A 17,399-nucleotide genomic window follows, 5' to 3' on the forward strand; every position below is an offset into this window, starting at 1 on the left:
TGCAAAGACTGCGCTTGAAGCGGAGCCTTCGCGGGTTCAGACGCCGGGTTTGTCCCGCGAATCGTTGCAGGTGAAACCATATGGCCGATCACTCCGCCGCTGCTGCCCGCCTCTCTGGCATCGACCGCACCGACCTGCGCCGCGCCTACCGGCAGGAGGAGGAAGCCTGCATCGCCGAGCGGATCGAGCAGGCCGCCCCGGCGGCGCGGGTGCATGCCGCAGCAGCGCAGCTGGCCGTGGCGCTGATCGAGGGCGCGCGCGGCAAGAAGGCGAGCGGCATCGACGCTTTCCTGCAGCAATATGGCCTCGACACGGATGAAGGCATCGCGCTGATGTGCCTTGCCGAAGCGCTGCTGCGCGTTCCTGATGCCGCCACCGCCGATGCGCTGATCCGCGACAAGATCGGCCAGATCGACTGGGGCGAGCATCTCGGCGAAAGCAATTCCACCTTCGTCAACGCCGCGACCTTCTCGTTGATGCTGACTGGCGAAGTGCTCGACCCGCCCGAAGCGCATCAGAAGGGATTGGGCGGGGCCTTCAAGCGAGCGATGAACCGGCTGGGCGAACCGGTGATCCGCACCGCGACCGCCCAGGCGATGAAGATCCTCGGCGGGCAGTTCGTGTTCGGCCGCACCATCGAGGAGGCGTTGAAGCGCGCTGCGCCGGAACGCGCCAAAGGGATCACCCACAGCTTCGACATGCTGGGCGAGGCGGCGATGACCTTCGCCGATGCCGAGAAGTACCGGCTGGCCTATGACGCCGCGCTTACCCGGCTGGCGCGCGAGGCGGGGGCGGGCGTGACGGGCTCGCCGGGGATCTCAGTCAAGCTTTCCGCGCTGCACCCGAAATACACCTTCTTCCACGCCGAAAGGGCGCGGGCAGAGATGGTGCCGGTGGTGCGGGCGCTGGCGATCAAAGCGCGCGATGCCGACATTCACTTCACCATCGACGCGGAAGAAGCCGAACGGCTGGAGCTGAGTCTCGACATCATCGAGGAACTGGTCGCCGATGATGACCTGTTCCGCCGCCCCGATGGCAGCCGGTGGGAGGGCTTTGGCCTTGCCATTCAGGCCTATCAGAAGCGCGGTGTTGCCGTCTGCGACTGGGCGGGCAAGCTGGCGCGCAGGCACGGGCGCAAGCTGTTCGTGCGGCTGGTGAAGGGCGCCTATTGGGACAGCGAGATCAAGCTTTCTCAGGTCGGCGGCTACACCGATTACCCGGTCTTCACCCGCAAGGTGGCGACCGACGTGTCCTACCTCGCCTGCGCCGCGCGCCTGTTCGAACACAGCGACGTGATCCGCCCGGCCTTTGCCACCCACAACGCGTATACCATTGGCGCGGTCAAGCAGCTCGCAGCCGGGAAACCCTTTGAATTCCAGAGACTCCACGGCATGGGCGAGGAAGTCTATGACGCGCTCCACGCGCTGGAGGGCAATCAGCGCACGCCGGTACGCATCTATGCGCCGGTGGGCGGACACAAGGAACTGCTCGCCTATCTGGTGCGCCGCCTGCTGGAGAACGGAGCCAACACCAGTTTCGTCAACCGCATGGGCGATGCCGACATTCCGGCCGAGGAACTGGTCGGCGATCCGGTGGCGGAACTGGCCGCGCTCAGCCCGCGCCGCAACCCGGCAATCCCGCTGCCTGCCGATATCTTCGGGCAGCGCCGGAACAGCGCCGGAATCGACCTGTCCGACCCGACCGTGCGCGAGCCCCTGATAGCGCGGCTGGCGGCGCTGGAGAGCGTGCAATGGCAGGCTGCACCGACCTTCCCTGCCGCCACACCCGGCGAGATTGCCCCGATCACCATGCCGCACGATCTGGCACAGGTGGTTGGCACGCGCCGCGATGCGACTGCCGAGGAAGTCGAGGCCGCCTTCACCCGCGCTGCCGCGATCCAGCCCGGTTGGGACGCTCTTGGCGGCGAGGCCCGCGCGCTGCTGCTCGAAGAGGCAGCAGAGCTGTTCGAGGCGCATACCGACGAATTCCTCTCGCTGTGCCAGCGTGAGGCGGGCAAGACCCTGCTTGATGCCGTGCTTGAACTGCGCGAGGCGGTGGATTTCCTGCGCTATTACGCCGCCGAAGCCCGCCGGCATTTTGCCACGCCCTTGCACCTGCCAGGGCCGACGGGGGAGGAGAACACCCTGAGCCTCCATGGGCGCGGGATCTTCGCCACGATTTCCCCGTGGAACTTCCCGCTGGCGATCTTCATCGGCATGGCCAGCGCGGCGCTGGCGGCGGGCAATGCCGTGATAGCCAAGCCCGCCGAACAGACCCCGCTGATCGCGGCGCTGGCGGTGAAGCTGTGCCATCAGGCGGGCATCCCGCCCGAGGCGTTCCAGCTGCTGCCCGGTGCCGGGACAGTCGGGCAGATGATCACCGCCGACCCGCGCCTTGCCGGGGTCGCCTTCACCGGATCGACCGAAACCGCGCGCATCATCAACCGCGCACTGGCGAACCGTGATGGGCCGATTGCGACCTTCATCGCCGAGACGGGCGGGCAGAACGCGATGATCGTCGACAGTTCAGCCCTGCCTGAACAGGTGGTGCGCGACGTGCTGGGCAGCGCCTTTCAAAGCGCCGGGCAACGCTGCTCGGCGCTCAGGGTGCTGTACCTGCAAGACGATATTGCCGATGCCATGCTGGACATGATCCGCGGCGGGTTCGCGGCGCTCAACGTGGGTGATCCGGCCGAAATCGCCACCGATGTCGGCCCGGTGATCGATCCTGACGCGCAGGCGGCGCTGGAACGGCACGTGGCACGCAGCCAGACAAGCGGGCGCATCGTCGAGCGTCTGCCGGTACCGGAAAGTACCGCCAAGGGCTGCTTCGTTGCCCCGACGATCATCGAGATCGGGTCGATCCGCGAACTGACCCGCGAACATTTCGGCCCGATCCTGCACGTGGTGCGCTTTCGTGCGCGCGATCTGGCGCAGGTCATCGAGGATATCAACGCGACCGGCTTCGGCCTCACTCTCGGCCTCCACAGCCGGATTGCCGAGACCCGGCGCTTTGTCCGGTCGCGTGTGAGGGTCGGCAATTTCTACGTCAACCGCAACCAGATCGGCGCGGTGGTGGAAAGTCAGCCCTTCGGCGGCGAGGGCCTGTCCGGCACCGGGCCAAAGGCGGGCGGGCCGCACTATCTTGCCCGCTTCGCCACTGAACGGGTAATGACGATCGACACCACCGCGGCCGGTGGCAATGCGAGTCTGCTCGCAGCGGGGTAAGGGAAGGCGATGGCGCGCAGCTTCAAGGTCGCGAGCTACAACATCCACAAGGGCATCGGCACCGATGGCAAGCGCGATCCGGCGCGAATCCTCAAGGTGCTGGCCGAGATCGATGCCGACATCGTCTGCTTGCAAGAAGCCGATCTCAGGTTCGGCACCCGCGCATCAGTGCTGCCGCCCTTCCTGATCGAGAGCCATACCGATTACGAGCCGGTGCCGCTGGACGTGCAGCACGACTCGATGGGTTGGCACGGCAACGCGATCCTCACCCGGCGGGATATCGTGGTGGAGCATCATGACATCATCCACATTCCCTGCCTCGAACCGCGCGGGGTGGTCACAGCCACGCTGAACCTCGGCGGGGCGAGCATCAGCGTGTTCGGGATGCATCTCGACCTGTCGGGCCTGTGGCGGGCGCGGCAGGCCCGCACCATCGCGGCGCTGGGAGAGGCGGCGCGGGATCAGCGTCCCACCGTGCTGATGGGCGATCTCAACGAATGGCGGGCCAGCGCCGGGGCGTTCCGCGAATTCGGGCGGCATTTCAACCTGCTGGATCCCGGCCCCAGTTTTCCGAGCCGCCGCCCGCTGGGCCGGCTCGACCGGATCATGCATTGCCCGGGGCTGAGGGTGACAGGCTTCGGCGTCCACCGCAGCGTGCTGGCGGCGACCGCGTCGGATCACTTGCCGGTGTGGGCAGAGTTCAGCCTCTAGCGATGCGCTAGAGCGTCTGTCCGTCGTCGAGCACGAAATCGGTGCCGGTCACGAACTCGGAAGCGTCCGAGCACAGGAACAGAATCATAGCGTCCAGCCCCTCCTCGCCCATCAAGCGGCGCTTGGGGAAACGGGCGATCTGCTTCTGGCCGCCTTCCGTGTCGAACCACGCATCATTGATCGCGGTGCGGATGTAGCCGGGGGAGATGGTGTTGACGTTGATACCCGTGCGCGCCCATTCGCGGGCCAGCGTGCGGCCCGCCTGCACCACGCCCGCCTTGGACGCGGCATAGGCGACGAGGCCGGGGGAGGGCTCGAAGGCAGTGATCGAGGCGATCAGCACGATCCGGCCATTGGTCACTCCACGCGCGATCATCCTTCGCGCACCTTCGCGTGCCGTCAGTATCGCGCCCTTGAGGTTGATCGCGAGGGTCTGCTCGATCTCGTCTTCCGAGATGGTCGTCGCCATGCCTGCCCCATCGACGCCCGCATTGGCGATGACGGTGTCGATCTTGCCAAAGATCGCGTCCGCCTCGTCGAAGCCGGCGATGATGTCCGCCTCGCGCGCCACATCCATGCGGATCGCGGCGGCGTTCGGGCCGATTTCTGCGGCGAGCGCCTCCAGCCGATCCTTGCGCCGTGCGCCGAGCGCCACCTTTGCGCCGCTTGCAGCCAAGATGCGTCCGAAGCGCGTGCCAAGGCCCGAAGATGCGCCGGTGACGAGCGCGGTGCGCCCGGTGAGGTCGAAGGAGAATGTCATGCCTGCCTGCTTAGCTGCTTATCGGGCCGCAGGAAGCTCTCCGTTCACATATTTCATCAACGTGCTTTGGAAGTGGCGAACCCGGCTGTCCTGATAGTGGCCGAGTTCCATCATCCCGTCCTTCATCGCCTTCATGCCTTCCTGCACATAGGGCAGGTTGGCCATGTCCTGATCGAACACATTGGCGAGCTGCGGCCCCATGATGTCATTGGCCCAGGCGAAGGGTTCATCATCCGGGATATAGGTCGGCGCAACCGCGCGGGGGCGTTCCTGACCCTTGGGCGTGGGGAACAGCAGGCGGATTTCCATGATGCACCAGTCGGGCGTGTCGCCCGGCAGCCAGCGATACACCAGCGTCGGCAGGAACCCGATCCACGGCGAGAAATTGGGGAAGATGTTGTAGGTGAAATTGTCGAGGATCTCGGTGTCCGAGGCGTCAGAGTAGTCATAGCCATATTGCTCGGCAAAGCCCTTGCGCCCGGCCTCGGCCAGCAGCTTGCGCGCGCCCAGCGGATCATCGGCTTCGTAGCCTTCCTCCGGCCCTTCACTGGCGGAAAAGCGCCGGTTGGTGCGCGCGTCCTGCCCGCCGGAAAACTCGTTCATCTTCTCCAGCACGTAATCGGAATTCTTGCCCTTCACGTGCGGGGAGAGCACGCCCGACGGCGTGATCGCGCGGTTGAAGTGGTCGCCGATGAGATCATACCGCGTGTTGGCATCGCCGAGAAAGGCGAGCAACTGCGGGTGGGTGGTGATCGAGTGCCAGGCCTCCATGAAGGCCTCTGCCGTGGCCTTCCAGTTGGCGGGGATCTTCTTCTGCACCCACATGCCGGTGTAGCGGTTTTCGAAATCGTACCGCTCGTAATGCGACGCCGCCGGGCCGAGCCAGGTCTTGAAATCGGGCAAGCTGTGGTTTTCTGTGAGCATCACGAAGCCCTGCCACAGCTCGACGCGGGCTTCGGGCAGGCTCATGTCCTTGCCTTCGAGATGCTTGAAATCCCACGCGCATGGGATTTCCTTGAGGCTCCCGTCATTCCTCCAGGTGAACCCGTGGAACGGGCAGCGCAGCTGCACCGAATTGCCGCTCTCGGTGCGCAGCTTGCGGCCACGGTGGAGGCAGGCGTTGTAGAAGGCGCGCACACTGCCGTCCTTCTGGCGGATCAAGAGGAAGCTCTTGCCGGCGATGTCGAACACCACGGTATCGCCGGGATCGGGCAATTCATCCTCGCGCGCGGCGAACAGCCAAACGTTGGGCCACATCTTCTCGCGTTCGAGACGGGCGAATTCCTCGGAAATATAGGGCGCGACCGACAGCGGCTCGTCACCCATTTCCATGTGGGTTTCCTCGAACAGGTAATCGGGCGGGCGGCGGGTGTCGCCGTTCAGCATGTCGGTATAGCTGATCCCCGGGCAGCGGTCGGCGCGGGCAATATCCTTGATCTCGTTCATCGGGTTGCTTCCGGTCCTCTGTCAGGGCGTGGCCCCGTCCCTCATCCTCGCACTTTGTGCAGTGTCTCCGGATAAGAATATCACACAGGTTCGGACGCGCGGCACACTATCGGATTGGAGAGGAACATGGCGGATTGGAGAGGAACATGAGCCTGCCGGGAAAAATCGCGTCGCTGGGCGATATCATGCAGCTGGCGTTCGTGCCGGAAGATTTCGATGCGGCGGTGACGCACTGGACGCAGACCATGGGCGTCGGCCCGTTCTTCATCATCGAGGGCATCCACCTTGAGGGCATGAAATATCGAGGGCATCCGACCGAGGCCGTGTTCGACCTCGCGCTGGCCTACTGGGGCGATATCCAGATCGAACTGATCCGCCCGCGTGACGATCACCCCTCGATCTATCGCGGTGAATACGGCGCGACCGGCAATGGGCTGCATCACGTGTGCATTCTGGTCGACGATATCGCCGAGGCAAGGGCCGTGTGCGCGGAAGCCGGGGCGGAAGTCATGATCGAGGGGCGGTTTGGCACCAGCGAGGTGATTTATGTCGATGCAGGGGGTGGCCCCGGAACGCTGGTGGAAATCCTCCAGCAGGCCAAGGACGGACCGGATCTGTTCGGCATGATCAAGGCGGCAGGAATCGGCTGGGACGGCTCGGAGCCGCTGAGAAGGTTGGGGTAAACACAACACCCCGCCCCGGGCTTGACCCGGGGCCCAGCTTTTCTGCTGATCGCGCCACATCAGGCAAAGGAGCGGGGCCCCGGGTCAAGCCCGGGGCGGGGAAAGGCTTAATCAGACGCCCCCAGATACCCCAGCTGCCCGGCCTTGAAGATCGTCTGCGCGCGGTTGACGCTGTCGAGCTTCTCGCCTGCGCGGTGGATGTGGTAACGGATTGTTGCGTGTGACCGGTTGAGGATCATGCTGATCTCCTTGTCGGTCTTGCCGATTGCCGCCCAGCGCAGGCATTCCACCTCGCGCTTGGATAGCACGCAGTCCGAAGGGATGCGCCGCTTGGTGCGGTTGGCCTGCACGTAACCCGCCACAAAGCACCGCGTCACCATGGCGAACAGCGCGCCATATTCGGCAAATTCGGCCGAGAGATCTTCCTTGTCGCGGTCCATCGAGATGAAGCTCGACGCGCTGATCTGGCCGAACGGCAGATGCACCGGGATCACGATCGCCGCCTTGCACAGCGCGCGGCGTTCGAAATCATTGAGGTCGATCTCGGCGAGATAGTGGTTGCGCCAGCGGGTGTTGAAGCCGTGGCGGTTCACCCAGAACGGCTCGCTTTCATAGCGGCAGGCGCGCGGCAGCGGCGAATGCAGCGCCAGCCGGTGATCCTCCCACCAGCGTGCGCCGTCGTCCAGCCAGCGGAAGATATCGGCGTTGAGGATCGTGCCATCGGCATCGACCATCGGTTCCTTGGAGGAAATGTCGTCGCACACCGCGATCTGCATCCCCCGCTCCTGAGCGATTCGCGCCAGATTGACGGCAGCATCGTGGATGTCCTCGGGGCAGGTGATGGTGACGGAATCGAGCAATTGCTCAAGGGATTCGCGGCCTTGCGGCGTCCGCAGCTCGACAACATTATGGGCCATTGTCAGCCTCGCTCCTCTCGTTTCTTCTCCCGCAGGGACAGCCTAACGCAATTTCCGACAATGTCCCTCATCATTTACGTAGGGGAACCTCAGGCCGGGCGGGGCTAGCGAAAGAGACAGGGAGAGATCCAAGGATGATGTTTGCAGGTGCGAATTTCGGGATGGTGCTGAAGGCTCTGGCGGGGGCGATCCCGCCAGAGCGTCCGGCGCTGGTGCATGGGGATCGGGTGGTCACTTGGGGCGAGCTTGATGCGCTTACCGACCGCATCGCCGCAGGCCTCGCCGCGCGCGGATTGCGCGCGGGCGACATCGCCGGGCAGATGCTGCGCAACACGCCCGATTATATGCTCGCATGGTTCGGTTGCGCCAAGGCGGGCGTGGTGCCGGTCAATGTGAACTACCACTACCGGCAACGCGAACTGGCCGACATCTTCACCCGATTCGGCCTGAAGGCGCTGTTCACGGAAAGCGACTTTGCAGAGTTGGCCCGTGCCGCCATGCCTGCTGGCACGTTGACGGTGAATGTCGGTGCGGCCGAGTGGGGCGTCTTGTGCGAGAGCCCGCTCCCCGAAGGCTTTGCCATCCACGACGACCCCGCAGCCCTGTTCCTCACCGCGACCGGCGGCACCACCGGGATGCCCAAGGCGGTGATGTGGCCGATGGATCAGGCGTGGCAGGCGTTCAATATCGGGTTGTGGCAGCGCCCGCCGGGCACGCCGCCGCTGATTGCGGGCTCGCTGGAGGAGCAGGTGGCCGAGGCGGTGCGGATCGGCCCCGATCACCCGGCCAGCACTTCGCCGGTGCTGCTGCTCTCCCCGCTGATGCATGGCGCGGGGCAGTTTTCCGCGCTGATCCATCTGCTCAAGGGCGGCACGCTGGCCTTGCTGCCGGGGCCGAAGTTCGACGCTGATCTGGCGCTGGACGAGATCGCACGCATCGGCGCGCGGGGGATCTTCATCGTCGGGGACGCCTTTGCCTTGCCGCTTGCCGACCGGCTGGATGCGCGGGGCGACGGGGCGCAAGTGCTGGCGTCGCTCCGGTCCATCACCTCGTCGGGCGCGGTGTTCTCGCCTGCCTTGAAGCAGCGGCTGATCGCGCATCACCCCTCGCTGATGATCGTCGATGCGCTGGGATCATCGGAAAGCTCGGGCACAGGCATCGTCATCACCACCGCGCAAGGCAGCACCGGAGGGGGCAAGTTCCAGCCGCTCCCCGGCCGCGACACCAAGCTGTTCGACGAACACCTCAAGGAAATCCCCCCCGGCACCGACGGCGTCGGCATCGTCGCGCGTACCGGGCCGTTGCCGCTGGGCTATCTTGGCGAGGACGCCAAGAACGCGCAGACCTTCCCCGTGATCGGCGGCCAGCGCTGGCTGATGACCGGCGACCGCGCGCGCTGGGCGGCGGACGGGAGCCTCGAATTCATCGGCCGCGACAACATGTGCATCAATACCGGGGGCGAGAAGGTCTTTCCCGAGGAGGTCGAGGCGGTGCTGCTCGATCATCCCGCGGTCAAAGACGTGCGCGTGGTGAGCCTTCCCGACCCGCGCTTCGGGCGCAAGGTGGTGGCTGTGGTGCAGGCCGATGTTGCGGTGGGGGGTGCGGTCGATGAAGCTGCGCTAGACGCCCACGCCCGCGCCGGCCTTGCCGGTTACAAGATTCCGCGGTTCTACATCTTCACTGATCGCTCGCTGCGGCTCAACAACGGCAAGCCCGATTACAAGACCGCACAGGCTATCGCCGATGCGGCAGCGGGATAGCAGAATGGCGGAACGCTACTTCACCTCGGCAACGATGGTGAAGGCAGGGTTTTCGACGAAGCCGAAGAATTCGCCCATGATGCGCTGCACCGTGTCGCCTGGCATATCCTCGGCGGTGAAGCCTGCCATGTCCTCGATCGCGAACAATTCGACATAGTCGAAAGGCGGTGGGCCTTCGCCGATCAGCCGCTGTTCGGCGCGATAGGTGACGAAGGAGCCGACCCGCTTCAGCCCGCGCATGGCGGGGTAATCGGTGTCGCGCACCCAGGCTTCGAAATCGTCTTTCGCAACGCCGGGCCGCAGGGTGTAGGTCAGGACGAGATTGGGCATTTTCGGTCTCCTTGCCTGCGGTTTCCTGTGAACGGTCAGCCGAGCAGCCTGCGGGCGAGCCAGCCACAGCCTGCCGCTCCCGCCAGATGTGCAGCCAGCAGGGCGGCGATCCAGACGAGCCGTCCCTCGACAGGCACGCTTATCACCACGATGATGGCGCTGGCGATCCAGAAGCCAAGTCCCGCCAGCACAGCCGTTCGCACAGAGACACCGCGCGCCCGGCGGTCACGCCAGGCCACTACGATCCCCACGCCCAGCGCCGGCACCGTGCCAATTGCGTAACCGAGAATGACGGCAAAGATTGAACCTGCAATCAGTCCGCCCACGACCTGCTTCGGCACGGCACCGGGATCGCCGCTGGCAAGGTCGCTAAAAACCGCAAGCAGAGTGGAGAGGATGGCAACCGTGACCCCTCCCACCACCGGCCCCGCGAGGCCGAACAGCGCCACAATGCCCAAGCTGCGGGCGATGGAAGCGCCCGCTTTCGTTGCGGAGGGATCATCGTGGGCCGTCATTGCCGCGATCCTATTGCACCACCGCCGGGCTTCCCATCCCCTGATCGGGTGAGGCAAGGCCGATGCAAGACGATGGGCGAGCGCCCTGGCGGCGATTACCCGAACAGCCGCCCGGCGACCGCGTCGAGCTTGGCCATCACTGCCGGATCATGCTCGTCCGGCGCGGTGATCACCGCATCATCAAGCGCCGTGTCGATGGGCGAAGGCTCGCGGATCTCGGGCAGGGCCTCGATGAAGTTGCGGATCATCGCCCGGGCGAGCGCGCCGTTGGCCTGCATCTGGCCGACCACCTGCGCGACATCAACCGCCTCGCCCTCACGCCAGCAATCATAGTCGGTCACCATCCCCACAAGGGCGTATGGCAACTCGGCTTCGCGGGCGAGCTTGGCTTCGGGCATGGCCGTCATCCCGATCACATCCGCGCCCCATGCACGGTACATCCGGCTTTCCGCGCGGGTGGAAAATTGCGGGCCTTCCATCGCCAGATAGGTCGCGCCGACTGCGACCTTGCCCTTGGCGGCAGCGATGGCGTGGGCGGCCATGTCCGACAGGCGCGGGCAGACCGGATCGGCCATCGAGACATGGGTGACAAAGCCACTGGTGTAGAAAGTGCTGGGCCGGGCGAAGGTGCGGTCGATGAACTGTTCGACCACGGCAAAACGCCCCGGCTCCAGTTCCTCGCGCAAGGAACCCACTGCACTGACGGCGAGAATGTCTGTGCAGCCTGCGCGCTTCAGCGCATCAATATTGGCGCGCGAATTCAGTTCGGTCGGGCTGATCGGGTGGCCACGGCCGTGGCGCGGCAGAAAGCGCACCTTCACCTCGCCGATCCGGCCGCACAGGATCTCGTCAGAGGGATCGCCCCAGGGCGTTTCGATCGCGATCCACTGCGCGTCCTCGATGCCGTCCATGGCATAGAGGCCCGATCCGCCGATGATCCCGATGCACCATTCGCTCGCCATGCGTGGCTCTGCCCTCTCCTGTGTTCTGCGTGAGCGGCTTAGGTCAGGTCGAAGCGGGTCGGCAAGGCCTTGCGGATCACCTTTTCCGCCGCCGCGAAAGGTTCGGCGATCAGCGGCAGGCCCTGCATGGTGGCAAAATGCCGCGCAAGGCCGGGCCATTTGTCGAGCGGGGTTTCCGCCACCAGCGCGATCTGCCCGATCACGGCTGCGACCGTGATATCGGCAATCGAGAGCGCATCGCCGGCAAAGAACGCCCGCCCGCCAAGCCGCGCTTCCAGCACGTCGAAGATGGGCGGCAGTTGTGTGGCCCAGGCCTCGCGCGCCTTGTCCAGCCCGGGTTCCTCCCCCTTAGAAATGGCGAAGAAGATCGGGCGAAAGATGCCGAGGCCCCCGGCCATCGCCAGTGCGGTATCGGCATATTCCTCGATGAACAGTGCCTCGCCCAGAGCCATCGGATCATCGGGGTACAGCGCCGGCGCGGGGTGCTTTTTCTCGATGAAGGCGCAGATCGCGGAACTGTCGGCGATGGTCCCGGCCACACCTTCTTCCGCCACCGCGCGGTCGCGCAGCACCGGGATGCGTTTCATCGGCGAGATGTCGCGGAACCACGCAGGCGGATCGAACACGTTCACCGCCTCGATCTCGTAAGGCACACTTTTGGCGATGCACACCCCTGCAACCTTGCGTACGAAGGGCGATACCGGGCTGCCGTAGATCACCAGATCGGGGCGGGAATCAGTCATGAGCGCGTCTCTCCTCGGCAAGCTGTTGGCTGCCTCCATAGGCATGCGAGCCAATAGCGCAATCGCTAGGCGATGAAGGTTGCTGCGCCGCTTACAATCCCGCCACAGCAGCGATTGCGTTTTCGGATGCAACGCGCCACTTTGCGCGGGCGAGAGACGAGTCCCCCCATTTGCAGGACGAGAGAGGAACCACCATGGCTACCCAGTACAAGAACCTCATCAACGGCGAGATGGTCGCGACCGACCGCTGGCTCGACGTGGTGAACCCCGCCAACGAGCAGGTGATCGGCCAGGTCCCGGCCTGCGGCAAGGCCGAACTTGACCGCGCCGTCGCCGCCGCCCGCGCCGCGTTCAAGACCTGGAAGAACACCCCCATCGAAGAACGCCGCGCCGCGATCATGGCGATCTCCGGTGCGATCAAGGCCAATGCCGAGGAACTCTACCGCCTTCTGACCAGCGAACAGGGCAAGCCCCACGATCAGGCGCGCGGCGAAATCTATGGCGCTGCCGCCATGAGCGCGGCGCAGTCCACCCTTAGCCTTGATGACGAGATCAACGAGGACAGCGACACCCGCCTCAGCCGCACCCGCCGCGTGCCGGTGGGCGTGGTCGGCGGGATCGTGCCGTGGAACTTCCCCGTCATGATGGCGATCCAGAAGATCGTGCCTGCCATGCTTTCGGGCTGCACCATTGTCCTGAAGCCCTCGCCCTTTACCCCGCTGACCACGCTGCGCATCGCCGAGCTGATCGCGGACAAGGTGCCCGCGGGCGTGGTCAACATCATTACGGGTGAGGATGACCTCGGCCCGATGATCACCAGCCACCCGGATATCGACAAGATCACCTTCACCGGCTCGACCGCAACCGGCAAGAAGATCATGGAAGGCGCCTCGGCAGACCTCAAGCGCATCACGCTTGAACTGGGCGGCAACGACGCCTCGATCGTGCTCCCCGATGCCGATCCCAAGAAGGTTGCCGAACAGCTGTTCTGGTCGAGCTTCTCCAACGCAGGCCAGATCTGCGTCGCCGCCAAGCGCGTCTATATCCACGAGGATATCTATGACGAGCTTTCGGCGGCGATCGTCGAATACGCCAAGACCGTGAAGGTCGGCGACGGCAGCGAGCAGGGCACCGGCGTCGGCCCGATCCAGAACAAGAAGCAGTATGACCGCGTGCTCGAGCTGATCGAGGATGCCAAGTCCAACGGCTACAAGTTCCTGCTGGGCGGCAATGTCGATCCCTCCGGCACCGGGTATTTCGTGCCGCTGACCATCCTCGACAACCCGCCCGAAGACGCCCGCATCGTCGCCGAGGAGCAGTTCGGACCGGTCATGCCGCTGATGAAGTTCTCTTCGGAAGAGGAAGTCATCCAGCGCGCCAACAACTCGGAATATGGCCTTGCCGGCGCGGTGTGGACCGGCAACCCGGAAAAGGGCGTCGAAATCGCCGAGCAGCTCGAAACCGGCACGGTGTGGGTCAACGAATACCTCCACCTCTCGCCCTTCGCGCCGTTCGGCGGGCACAAGCAGTCGGGCTTCGGCGCCGAATATGGCAAGGAAGGCCTCAAGGAGTTCACCTATGCGCAGGTGATCACCGTCAAGAAGGACAACGTCCCCGCCTGATCCGGTGGCGATTAGCGTTGAAGAACTGAGCGCCGGGCTGGCGCGGGTGGCATCCCGCGCCGGTCTCGGCGCTTTGTCGTCTCAGCCGCAGCGTCTCACAGGCGGAGCGGTGATGGAAAGCTGGCGGTTTTTCGCTGGCGGCTGCGATTACGTCCTGCGCCGCGCGCCAAGCCTCGCCTTCATGGAGGGGCGGCCCTATGGCCACGCGGTCGAGGCGGCGCTGATCGAGGCGGCCCGCGCCAAGGGCGTGACCGCGCCGGAGGTGGTGGCGGTGCTGGAAGAGGGCGACGGGCTGGGCTCAGGCTTCATCATGCGCGCGCTGCCGGGGACGGCTGATCCCAAGGTGATCCTCGGCTGCGACGATCCTGACGGGCTGCTGCGCGCAATTGCCCGCGATCTGGCGCGCATCCACCGCCTGCGGCAGGCGGACGTGCCCGAAGGCGTGCCGGTGATGCACTACGGCGCCGCTATCGCCGACCTCAAGGCGCAGTTCATGGAGGCAGGCGGGGATCGCCCGATCATCGCACTGGGGCTGAAGTGGCTGGAGGACAATTGCCCCGCGCAAGTCGAGCCCGTCCTCAACCACGGCGATTACCGGATGGGCAATCTGCTGGTCGAAGGTTCAAACCTCACCGGCGTGCTCGACTGGGAGATCGCCCATTTCGGCGACCCTCACGAAGACCTCGCCTTCGGCTGCATGGCGGTGTGGCGCTTCCATCGCTACGACCGCCCCGCGCTGGGGCTGGGGAGCATCGCGGACTACATCGCCGCCTATGAGGCCGAGGCGGGGGTGAAAGTCGACCCCGCCCGCTTCCGCTTCTGGACGATCTACCGCACCGTGTGGTGGGCGCTCGGGTGCCTCAAGATGGCCGCGCAATGGCGCTCCGGCGCGGACCGGATGCTCGAACGCGTGGTGATCTCGCGCCGGACGAGCGAGCAGGAACTCGATCTGCTGCTGCTGCTGGAGGAGGATGCGCCGATGGTTGAGCGGCTGCGTCATGTCTATCCGCCCACCACGCTCGATCACCACTATGGGGAGGCGGACGTGGGAGAATTGGCGTCTGCGGTCTTGGAGTGGTTGGCCACAATCAAGGATAAACTCAGCGGTCACGACCGCTTTCAATTGGCGGTGGCCCGGAATGCCTTGGGGATGATCTCAAGGGAGAGTGAGTTTCTTCCGCTTCCCACCGACACGGAAACGGCAGGAGCGTGCCTGTCAGGCGTCCTCTCGCTTTATGAGATTGGCTTCCTTCAATCTCTCAGGGAAGGTGTCTTGAGCAAAGTGATGGTCGACTCCCCGAAGTATCCTGCGCTTACCGTTGCGCTGAAGAAATGGGCACCAGTGCAAGAGGATCTTGATTGATGGACTTCGCCATCCCCGCCGACCTGCAAGCCTATCTCGACGAACTCGACGCCTTCATCGCCGCCGAGATCAAGCCGCTCGAAGCGCAGGACGACAATATCCGCTTCTTCGACCACCGCCGCGAGCACGCGCGCACCGATTGGGAGCGCGGCGGGTTGCCCCGGCACGAGTGGGAGGAGCTGCTCAAGGAAGCCACCCGCCGCGCCGACAAGGCGGGCCATTGGCGCTTCTCCGCGCCGGTGCGCTACGGCGGCAAGGACGGCAGCAACCTGTGGATGGCGGTGATCCGCGAACATTTCGCGCGGATGGGCCTCGGCCTCCACAATGACTTGCAGAACGAGCACAGCATCGTCGGCAACTTCCCCTTCGTCGCCATGTTCGACCAGTGGGGCACGGAAGAACAGAAGCAGGAATTCATCCTCGGCGGGTTCGAGCGCACGCGGCGGGTCGCCTTTGGCCTCACCGAACCGCACCACGGCTCAGACGCCACGCACATGGAGACGGTCGCGGTGCGCGAGACCCGTGACGGCGTGGACGGCTGGCGGATCGATGGCGAGAAGATGTGGATCACCGGCATGCACGTCGCCACCCACTGCGCGATGTTCGCGCGCACCAGCGGCAAGGCGGGGGATGCGAGCGGGATCACCTGCTTCCTCGTCCCCAACCCCACCCCCGGCCTCGAAATCGAGGAGTGGATGTGGACCTTCAACATGCCCACCGATCACCCGCGCCTGTCGGTGACGAACGTCTGGGTGCCGGACAGCGCAATCCTCGGCGTGGAGGGCCGCGGCCTCGCGCTGGCGCAGAGCTTCGTCCACCAGAACCGCATCCGTCAGGCCGCCTCAAGCTGCGGCGCGGCGCTCTATTGCATCGATGAAAGCGTGAAATATGCCCGCGAGCGCAAGCCCTTCGGCGAGGAACTGGCGCGCAATCAGGCGATCCAGTTCCCCTTGGTAGAGTTGGCGACGCAGGCGGAAATGCTGCGGCTGCTGATCTTCAAGACTGCGTGGGAGATGGACAACATGCCCCATGAACAGATTGAACGTACCATCAGCGACAAGGTCTCGATGTGCAATTACTGGGCGAACCGGCTGGTCTGCGAGGCGGCGGACCGCGCGATGCAGGTCCACGGCGGCATCGGCTATTCGCGGCACAAGCCCTTCGAACACATCTACCGCCACCACCGCCGCTACCGGATCACCGAAGGCAGCGAGGAGATTCAGATGCGCAAGGTGGGGGCCTACCTGTTCGGGTATTTGGGGCCGAAGCGGGGCCAGTTTTCCTGACGCTCGACTAACCCCGCCGTCTCCACCACCCGGCGAGCAGGCTCCCGATCACCACGTGCCACACCGCCGAAATCGCCGCTGGCACCGGGGCGAGCGCGGCTTGGCTCACCTGCGCGAATTGCGCAGCGAAGGCGGGGGTTTTCGCCAAGCCCGACCCTAGCCCGGAATTCTGCATCCCGACCTCGATGCTGATCGTCCGCGCCTCGATCTCGCCGAGGCCCAGCACCCGCGCCAAAACGTAACCCAGCGCAAAGCCGCTCGCGTGGAGCAGGAAAGTCGCCAGCAGCAGCATCCCTGCATGCTCCATGATTTGCGCCTTCGACCCGCCGACGATCCCGCCGACGATCAGGATGACGAGCACGATGGCGACCAGCGGCAGCACCGCATTCACCCGCTCCGCCGCGCGGGGAAACAGGCGATTGAGCAGCGTCCCCAGCACCACCGGCACCAGCACGATGCTGACCATCTGAACGAGCAGGTTCAGCCGGTCGATCTCGACGTAAGCCCCCGCCAGCGCGCCCGTCAGCAGCGGGGTCAGCGCCACGGCGGCCAGCGTCGAGGCCATGGTCATCGCCACCGACAGCGCGACATTCCCGCGCGCGATGAAGGCCACCACGTTCGACGCCGTCCCGCCGGGGCAGCAGGCCACCAGGATCAACCCCACCGCCAGCCCCGGCTCAAGCCCCAGCACCTGCGCAATCGCGAAGCCCGCCAGCGGCATCACTGCGAATTGCAGCCCCACCCCTGCCAGCAAAGCGCGCGGCATCCGAGCCAGCGCGCGATAGTCGTCAAAGCTCAGCGTCAGCCCCATCGCCAGCATGATCGTACCCAGCGCGAGGCTGAGCAGCGGCTGGCCCGCCACCGCGATCCGCCCGTCGGTCATCCATGTGAAACCCGCCGGCCACACCCACGCCAGTCCGACCCCCAGCACGGTAAGCAGCGCAAAGTTGTTGGTGATCATGCGCAGCATTGCTTGCCCCTTAAGCCGCCGTTCCTGATCGACCAACGACATTCCCGCCCCTAGCAATATCGTTTCGCACCGCTAGTCTCCCGCGCCAACAGAGGGAGACTTTT

15 protein-coding genes are annotated in these 17,399 nt (G+C 65.2%); 7 read left to right on the forward strand and 8 right to left on the reverse strand.

Features of this window, described 5'->3' with window-relative positions:
• Positions 1–80 precede the first annotated feature (80 nt).
• Together putA and CHX26_RS03640 are read left to right on the forward strand one after the other, a co-directional pair.
• Positions 81–3,227 (forward strand): bifunctional proline dehydrogenase/L-glutamate gamma-semialdehyde dehydrogenase PutA, encoded by a 3,147-nt coding sequence (putA, locus tag CHX26_RS03635; protein ID WP_104941195.1) that lies wholly within the window; start codon positions 81–83, stop codon positions 3,225–3,227.
• A gap of 9 nt (positions 3,228–3,236) precedes the next feature.
• A complete protein-coding gene (locus CHX26_RS03640) occupies positions 3,237–3,938 on the forward strand; it encodes an endonuclease/exonuclease/phosphatase family protein (protein WP_104941196.1) in 702 nt (233 codons plus the stop codon).
• 7 nt (positions 3,939–3,945) lie between these two features.
• Here CHX26_RS03640 and CHX26_RS03645 read toward each other — a convergent pair whose 3' ends face one another.
• A complete protein-coding gene (locus tag CHX26_RS03645; RefSeq protein ID WP_104941197.1) occupies positions 3,946–4,698 on the reverse strand; it encodes an SDR family NAD(P)-dependent oxidoreductase in 753 nt (250 codons plus the stop codon).
• Positions 4,699–4,716: 18 nt separating this feature from the next.
• Positions 4,717–6,144, reverse strand: a complete 1,428-nt coding sequence (locus tag CHX26_RS03650; protein WP_233997259.1) for an aromatic ring-hydroxylating oxygenase subunit alpha — start codon at positions 6,142–6,144, stop codon at positions 4,717–4,719.
• Between the two features lie 146 nt (positions 6,145–6,290).
• Here CHX26_RS03650 and CHX26_RS03655 point away from each other — a divergent pair, with 146 nt between their 5' ends.
• Positions 6,291–6,827 (forward strand): VOC family protein, encoded by a 537-nt coding sequence (locus CHX26_RS03655; protein ID WP_104941198.1) that lies wholly within the window; start codon positions 6,291–6,293, stop codon positions 6,825–6,827.
• A 107-nt stretch (positions 6,828–6,934) separates the two neighbouring features.
• On the opposite strand, the gene CHX26_RS03660 is transcribed toward CHX26_RS03655, so the two are convergent.
• The gene (locus CHX26_RS03660) at positions 6,935–7,744 is read right to left on the reverse strand and encodes a helix-turn-helix transcriptional regulator (RefSeq protein WP_104941199.1); all 810 of its coding nucleotides are present in this window, start codon (positions 7,742–7,744) and stop codon (positions 6,935–6,937) included.
• A 134-nt stretch (positions 7,745–7,878) separates the two neighbouring features.
• Here CHX26_RS03660 and CHX26_RS03665 point away from each other — a divergent pair, with 134 nt between their 5' ends.
• A complete protein-coding gene (locus tag CHX26_RS03665) occupies positions 7,879–9,504 on the forward strand; it encodes an AMP-binding protein (RefSeq protein WP_104941200.1) in 1,626 nt (541 codons plus the stop codon).
• Between the two features lie 15 nt (positions 9,505–9,519).
• On the opposite strand, the gene CHX26_RS03670 is transcribed toward CHX26_RS03665, so the two are convergent.
• The 4 genes from CHX26_RS03670 to CHX26_RS03685 form a co-directional block, all read right to left on the reverse strand.
• On the reverse strand, positions 9,520–9,834 hold the full coding sequence (locus tag CHX26_RS03670; protein ID WP_104941201.1) for an REDY-like protein HapK: 315 nt from the start codon (positions 9,832–9,834) through the stop codon (positions 9,520–9,522).
• Between the two features lie 35 nt (positions 9,835–9,869).
• Positions 9,870–10,349 (reverse strand): hypothetical protein, encoded by a 480-nt coding sequence (locus CHX26_RS03675; protein ID WP_104941202.1) that lies wholly within the window; start codon positions 10,347–10,349, stop codon positions 9,870–9,872.
• A gap of 95 nt (positions 10,350–10,444) precedes the next feature.
• A complete protein-coding gene (mtnP, locus tag CHX26_RS03680; protein WP_104941203.1) occupies positions 10,445–11,311 on the reverse strand; it encodes an S-methyl-5'-thioadenosine phosphorylase in 867 nt (288 codons plus the stop codon).
• Between the two features lie 38 nt (positions 11,312–11,349).
• On the reverse strand, positions 11,350–12,054 hold the full coding sequence (locus CHX26_RS03685; protein WP_104941204.1) for a glutathione S-transferase family protein: 705 nt from the start codon (positions 12,052–12,054) through the stop codon (positions 11,350–11,352).
• Between the two features lie 194 nt (positions 12,055–12,248).
• Here CHX26_RS03685 and CHX26_RS03690 point away from each other — a divergent pair, with 194 nt between their 5' ends.
• The 3 genes from CHX26_RS03690 to CHX26_RS03700 are packed head-to-tail and all read left to right on the forward strand — an operon-like array spanning position 12,249 to position 16,325.
• The gene (locus CHX26_RS03690; protein WP_104941205.1) at positions 12,249–13,676 is read left to right on the forward strand and encodes an aldehyde dehydrogenase family protein; all 1,428 of its coding nucleotides are present in this window, start codon (positions 12,249–12,251) and stop codon (positions 13,674–13,676) included.
• Positions 13,677–13,680: 4 nt separating this feature from the next.
• The gene (locus CHX26_RS03695) at positions 13,681–15,039 is read left to right on the forward strand and encodes a phosphotransferase (protein ID WP_104941206.1); all 1,359 of its coding nucleotides are present in this window, start codon (positions 13,681–13,683) and stop codon (positions 15,037–15,039) included.
• Entirely contained in the window at positions 15,039–16,325 is a 1,287-nt protein-coding gene (locus CHX26_RS03700; RefSeq protein ID WP_104941207.1) for an acyl-CoA dehydrogenase family protein, read from the forward strand. The genes CHX26_RS03695 and CHX26_RS03700 overlap by 1 nt, the downstream gene beginning before the upstream one ends.
• Before the next feature lie 7 nt (positions 16,326–16,332).
• Here CHX26_RS03700 and CHX26_RS03705 read toward each other — a convergent pair whose 3' ends face one another.
• Positions 16,333–17,295, reverse strand: a complete 963-nt coding sequence (locus tag CHX26_RS03705; protein WP_104943240.1) for a bile acid:sodium symporter family protein — start codon at positions 17,293–17,295, stop codon at positions 16,333–16,335.
• Positions 17,296–17,399 lie beyond the last annotated feature (104 nt).

This window comes from Porphyrobacter sp. HT-58-2 (genome assembly GCF_002952215.1).
Taxonomy (GTDB): Bacteria; Pseudomonadota; Alphaproteobacteria; order Sphingomonadales; family Sphingomonadaceae; genus Erythrobacter.

Coding starts and splice junctions, on each gene's coding strand:
- putA (WP_104941195.1), top strand. CDS start 81: ATGGCCGATCACTCCGCCGCTGCTGCCCGCCTCTCTGGCATCGACCGC.
- CHX26_RS03640 (WP_104941196.1), top strand. CDS start 3,237: ATGGCGCGCAGCTTCAAGGTCGCGAGCTACAACATCCACAAGGGCATC.
- CHX26_RS03645 (WP_104941197.1), bottom strand. CDS start 4,698: ATGACATTCTCCTTCGACCTCACCGGGCGCACCGCGCTCGTCACCGGC.
- CHX26_RS03650 (WP_233997259.1), bottom strand. CDS start 6,144: ATGAACGAGATCAAGGATATTGCCCGCGCCGACCGCTGCCCGGGGATC.
- CHX26_RS03655 (WP_104941198.1), top strand. CDS start 6,291: ATGAGCCTGCCGGGAAAAATCGCGTCGCTGGGCGATATCATGCAGCTG.
- CHX26_RS03660 (WP_104941199.1), bottom strand. CDS start 7,744: ATGGCCCATAATGTTGTCGAGCTGCGGACGCCGCAAGGCCGCGAATCC.
- CHX26_RS03665 (WP_104941200.1), top strand. CDS start 7,879: ATGATGTTTGCAGGTGCGAATTTCGGGATGGTGCTGAAGGCTCTGGCG.
- CHX26_RS03670 (WP_104941201.1), bottom strand. CDS start 9,834: ATGCCCAATCTCGTCCTGACCTACACCCTGCGGCCCGGCGTTGCGAAA.
- CHX26_RS03675 (WP_104941202.1), bottom strand. CDS start 10,349: ATGACGGCCCACGATGATCCCTCCGCAACGAAAGCGGGCGCTTCCATC.
- mtnP (WP_104941203.1), bottom strand. CDS start 11,311: ATGGCGAGCGAATGGTGCATCGGGATCATCGGCGGATCGGGCCTCTAT.
- CHX26_RS03685 (WP_104941204.1), bottom strand. CDS start 12,054: ATGACTGATTCCCGCCCCGATCTGGTGATCTACGGCAGCCCGGTATCG.
- CHX26_RS03690 (WP_104941205.1), top strand. CDS start 12,249: ATGGCTACCCAGTACAAGAACCTCATCAACGGCGAGATGGTCGCGACC.
- CHX26_RS03700 (WP_104941207.1), top strand. CDS start 15,039: ATGGACTTCGCCATCCCCGCCGACCTGCAAGCCTATCTCGACGAACTC.
- CHX26_RS03705 (WP_104943240.1), bottom strand. CDS start 17,295: ATGCTGCGCATGATCACCAACAACTTTGCGCTGCTTACCGTGCTGGGG.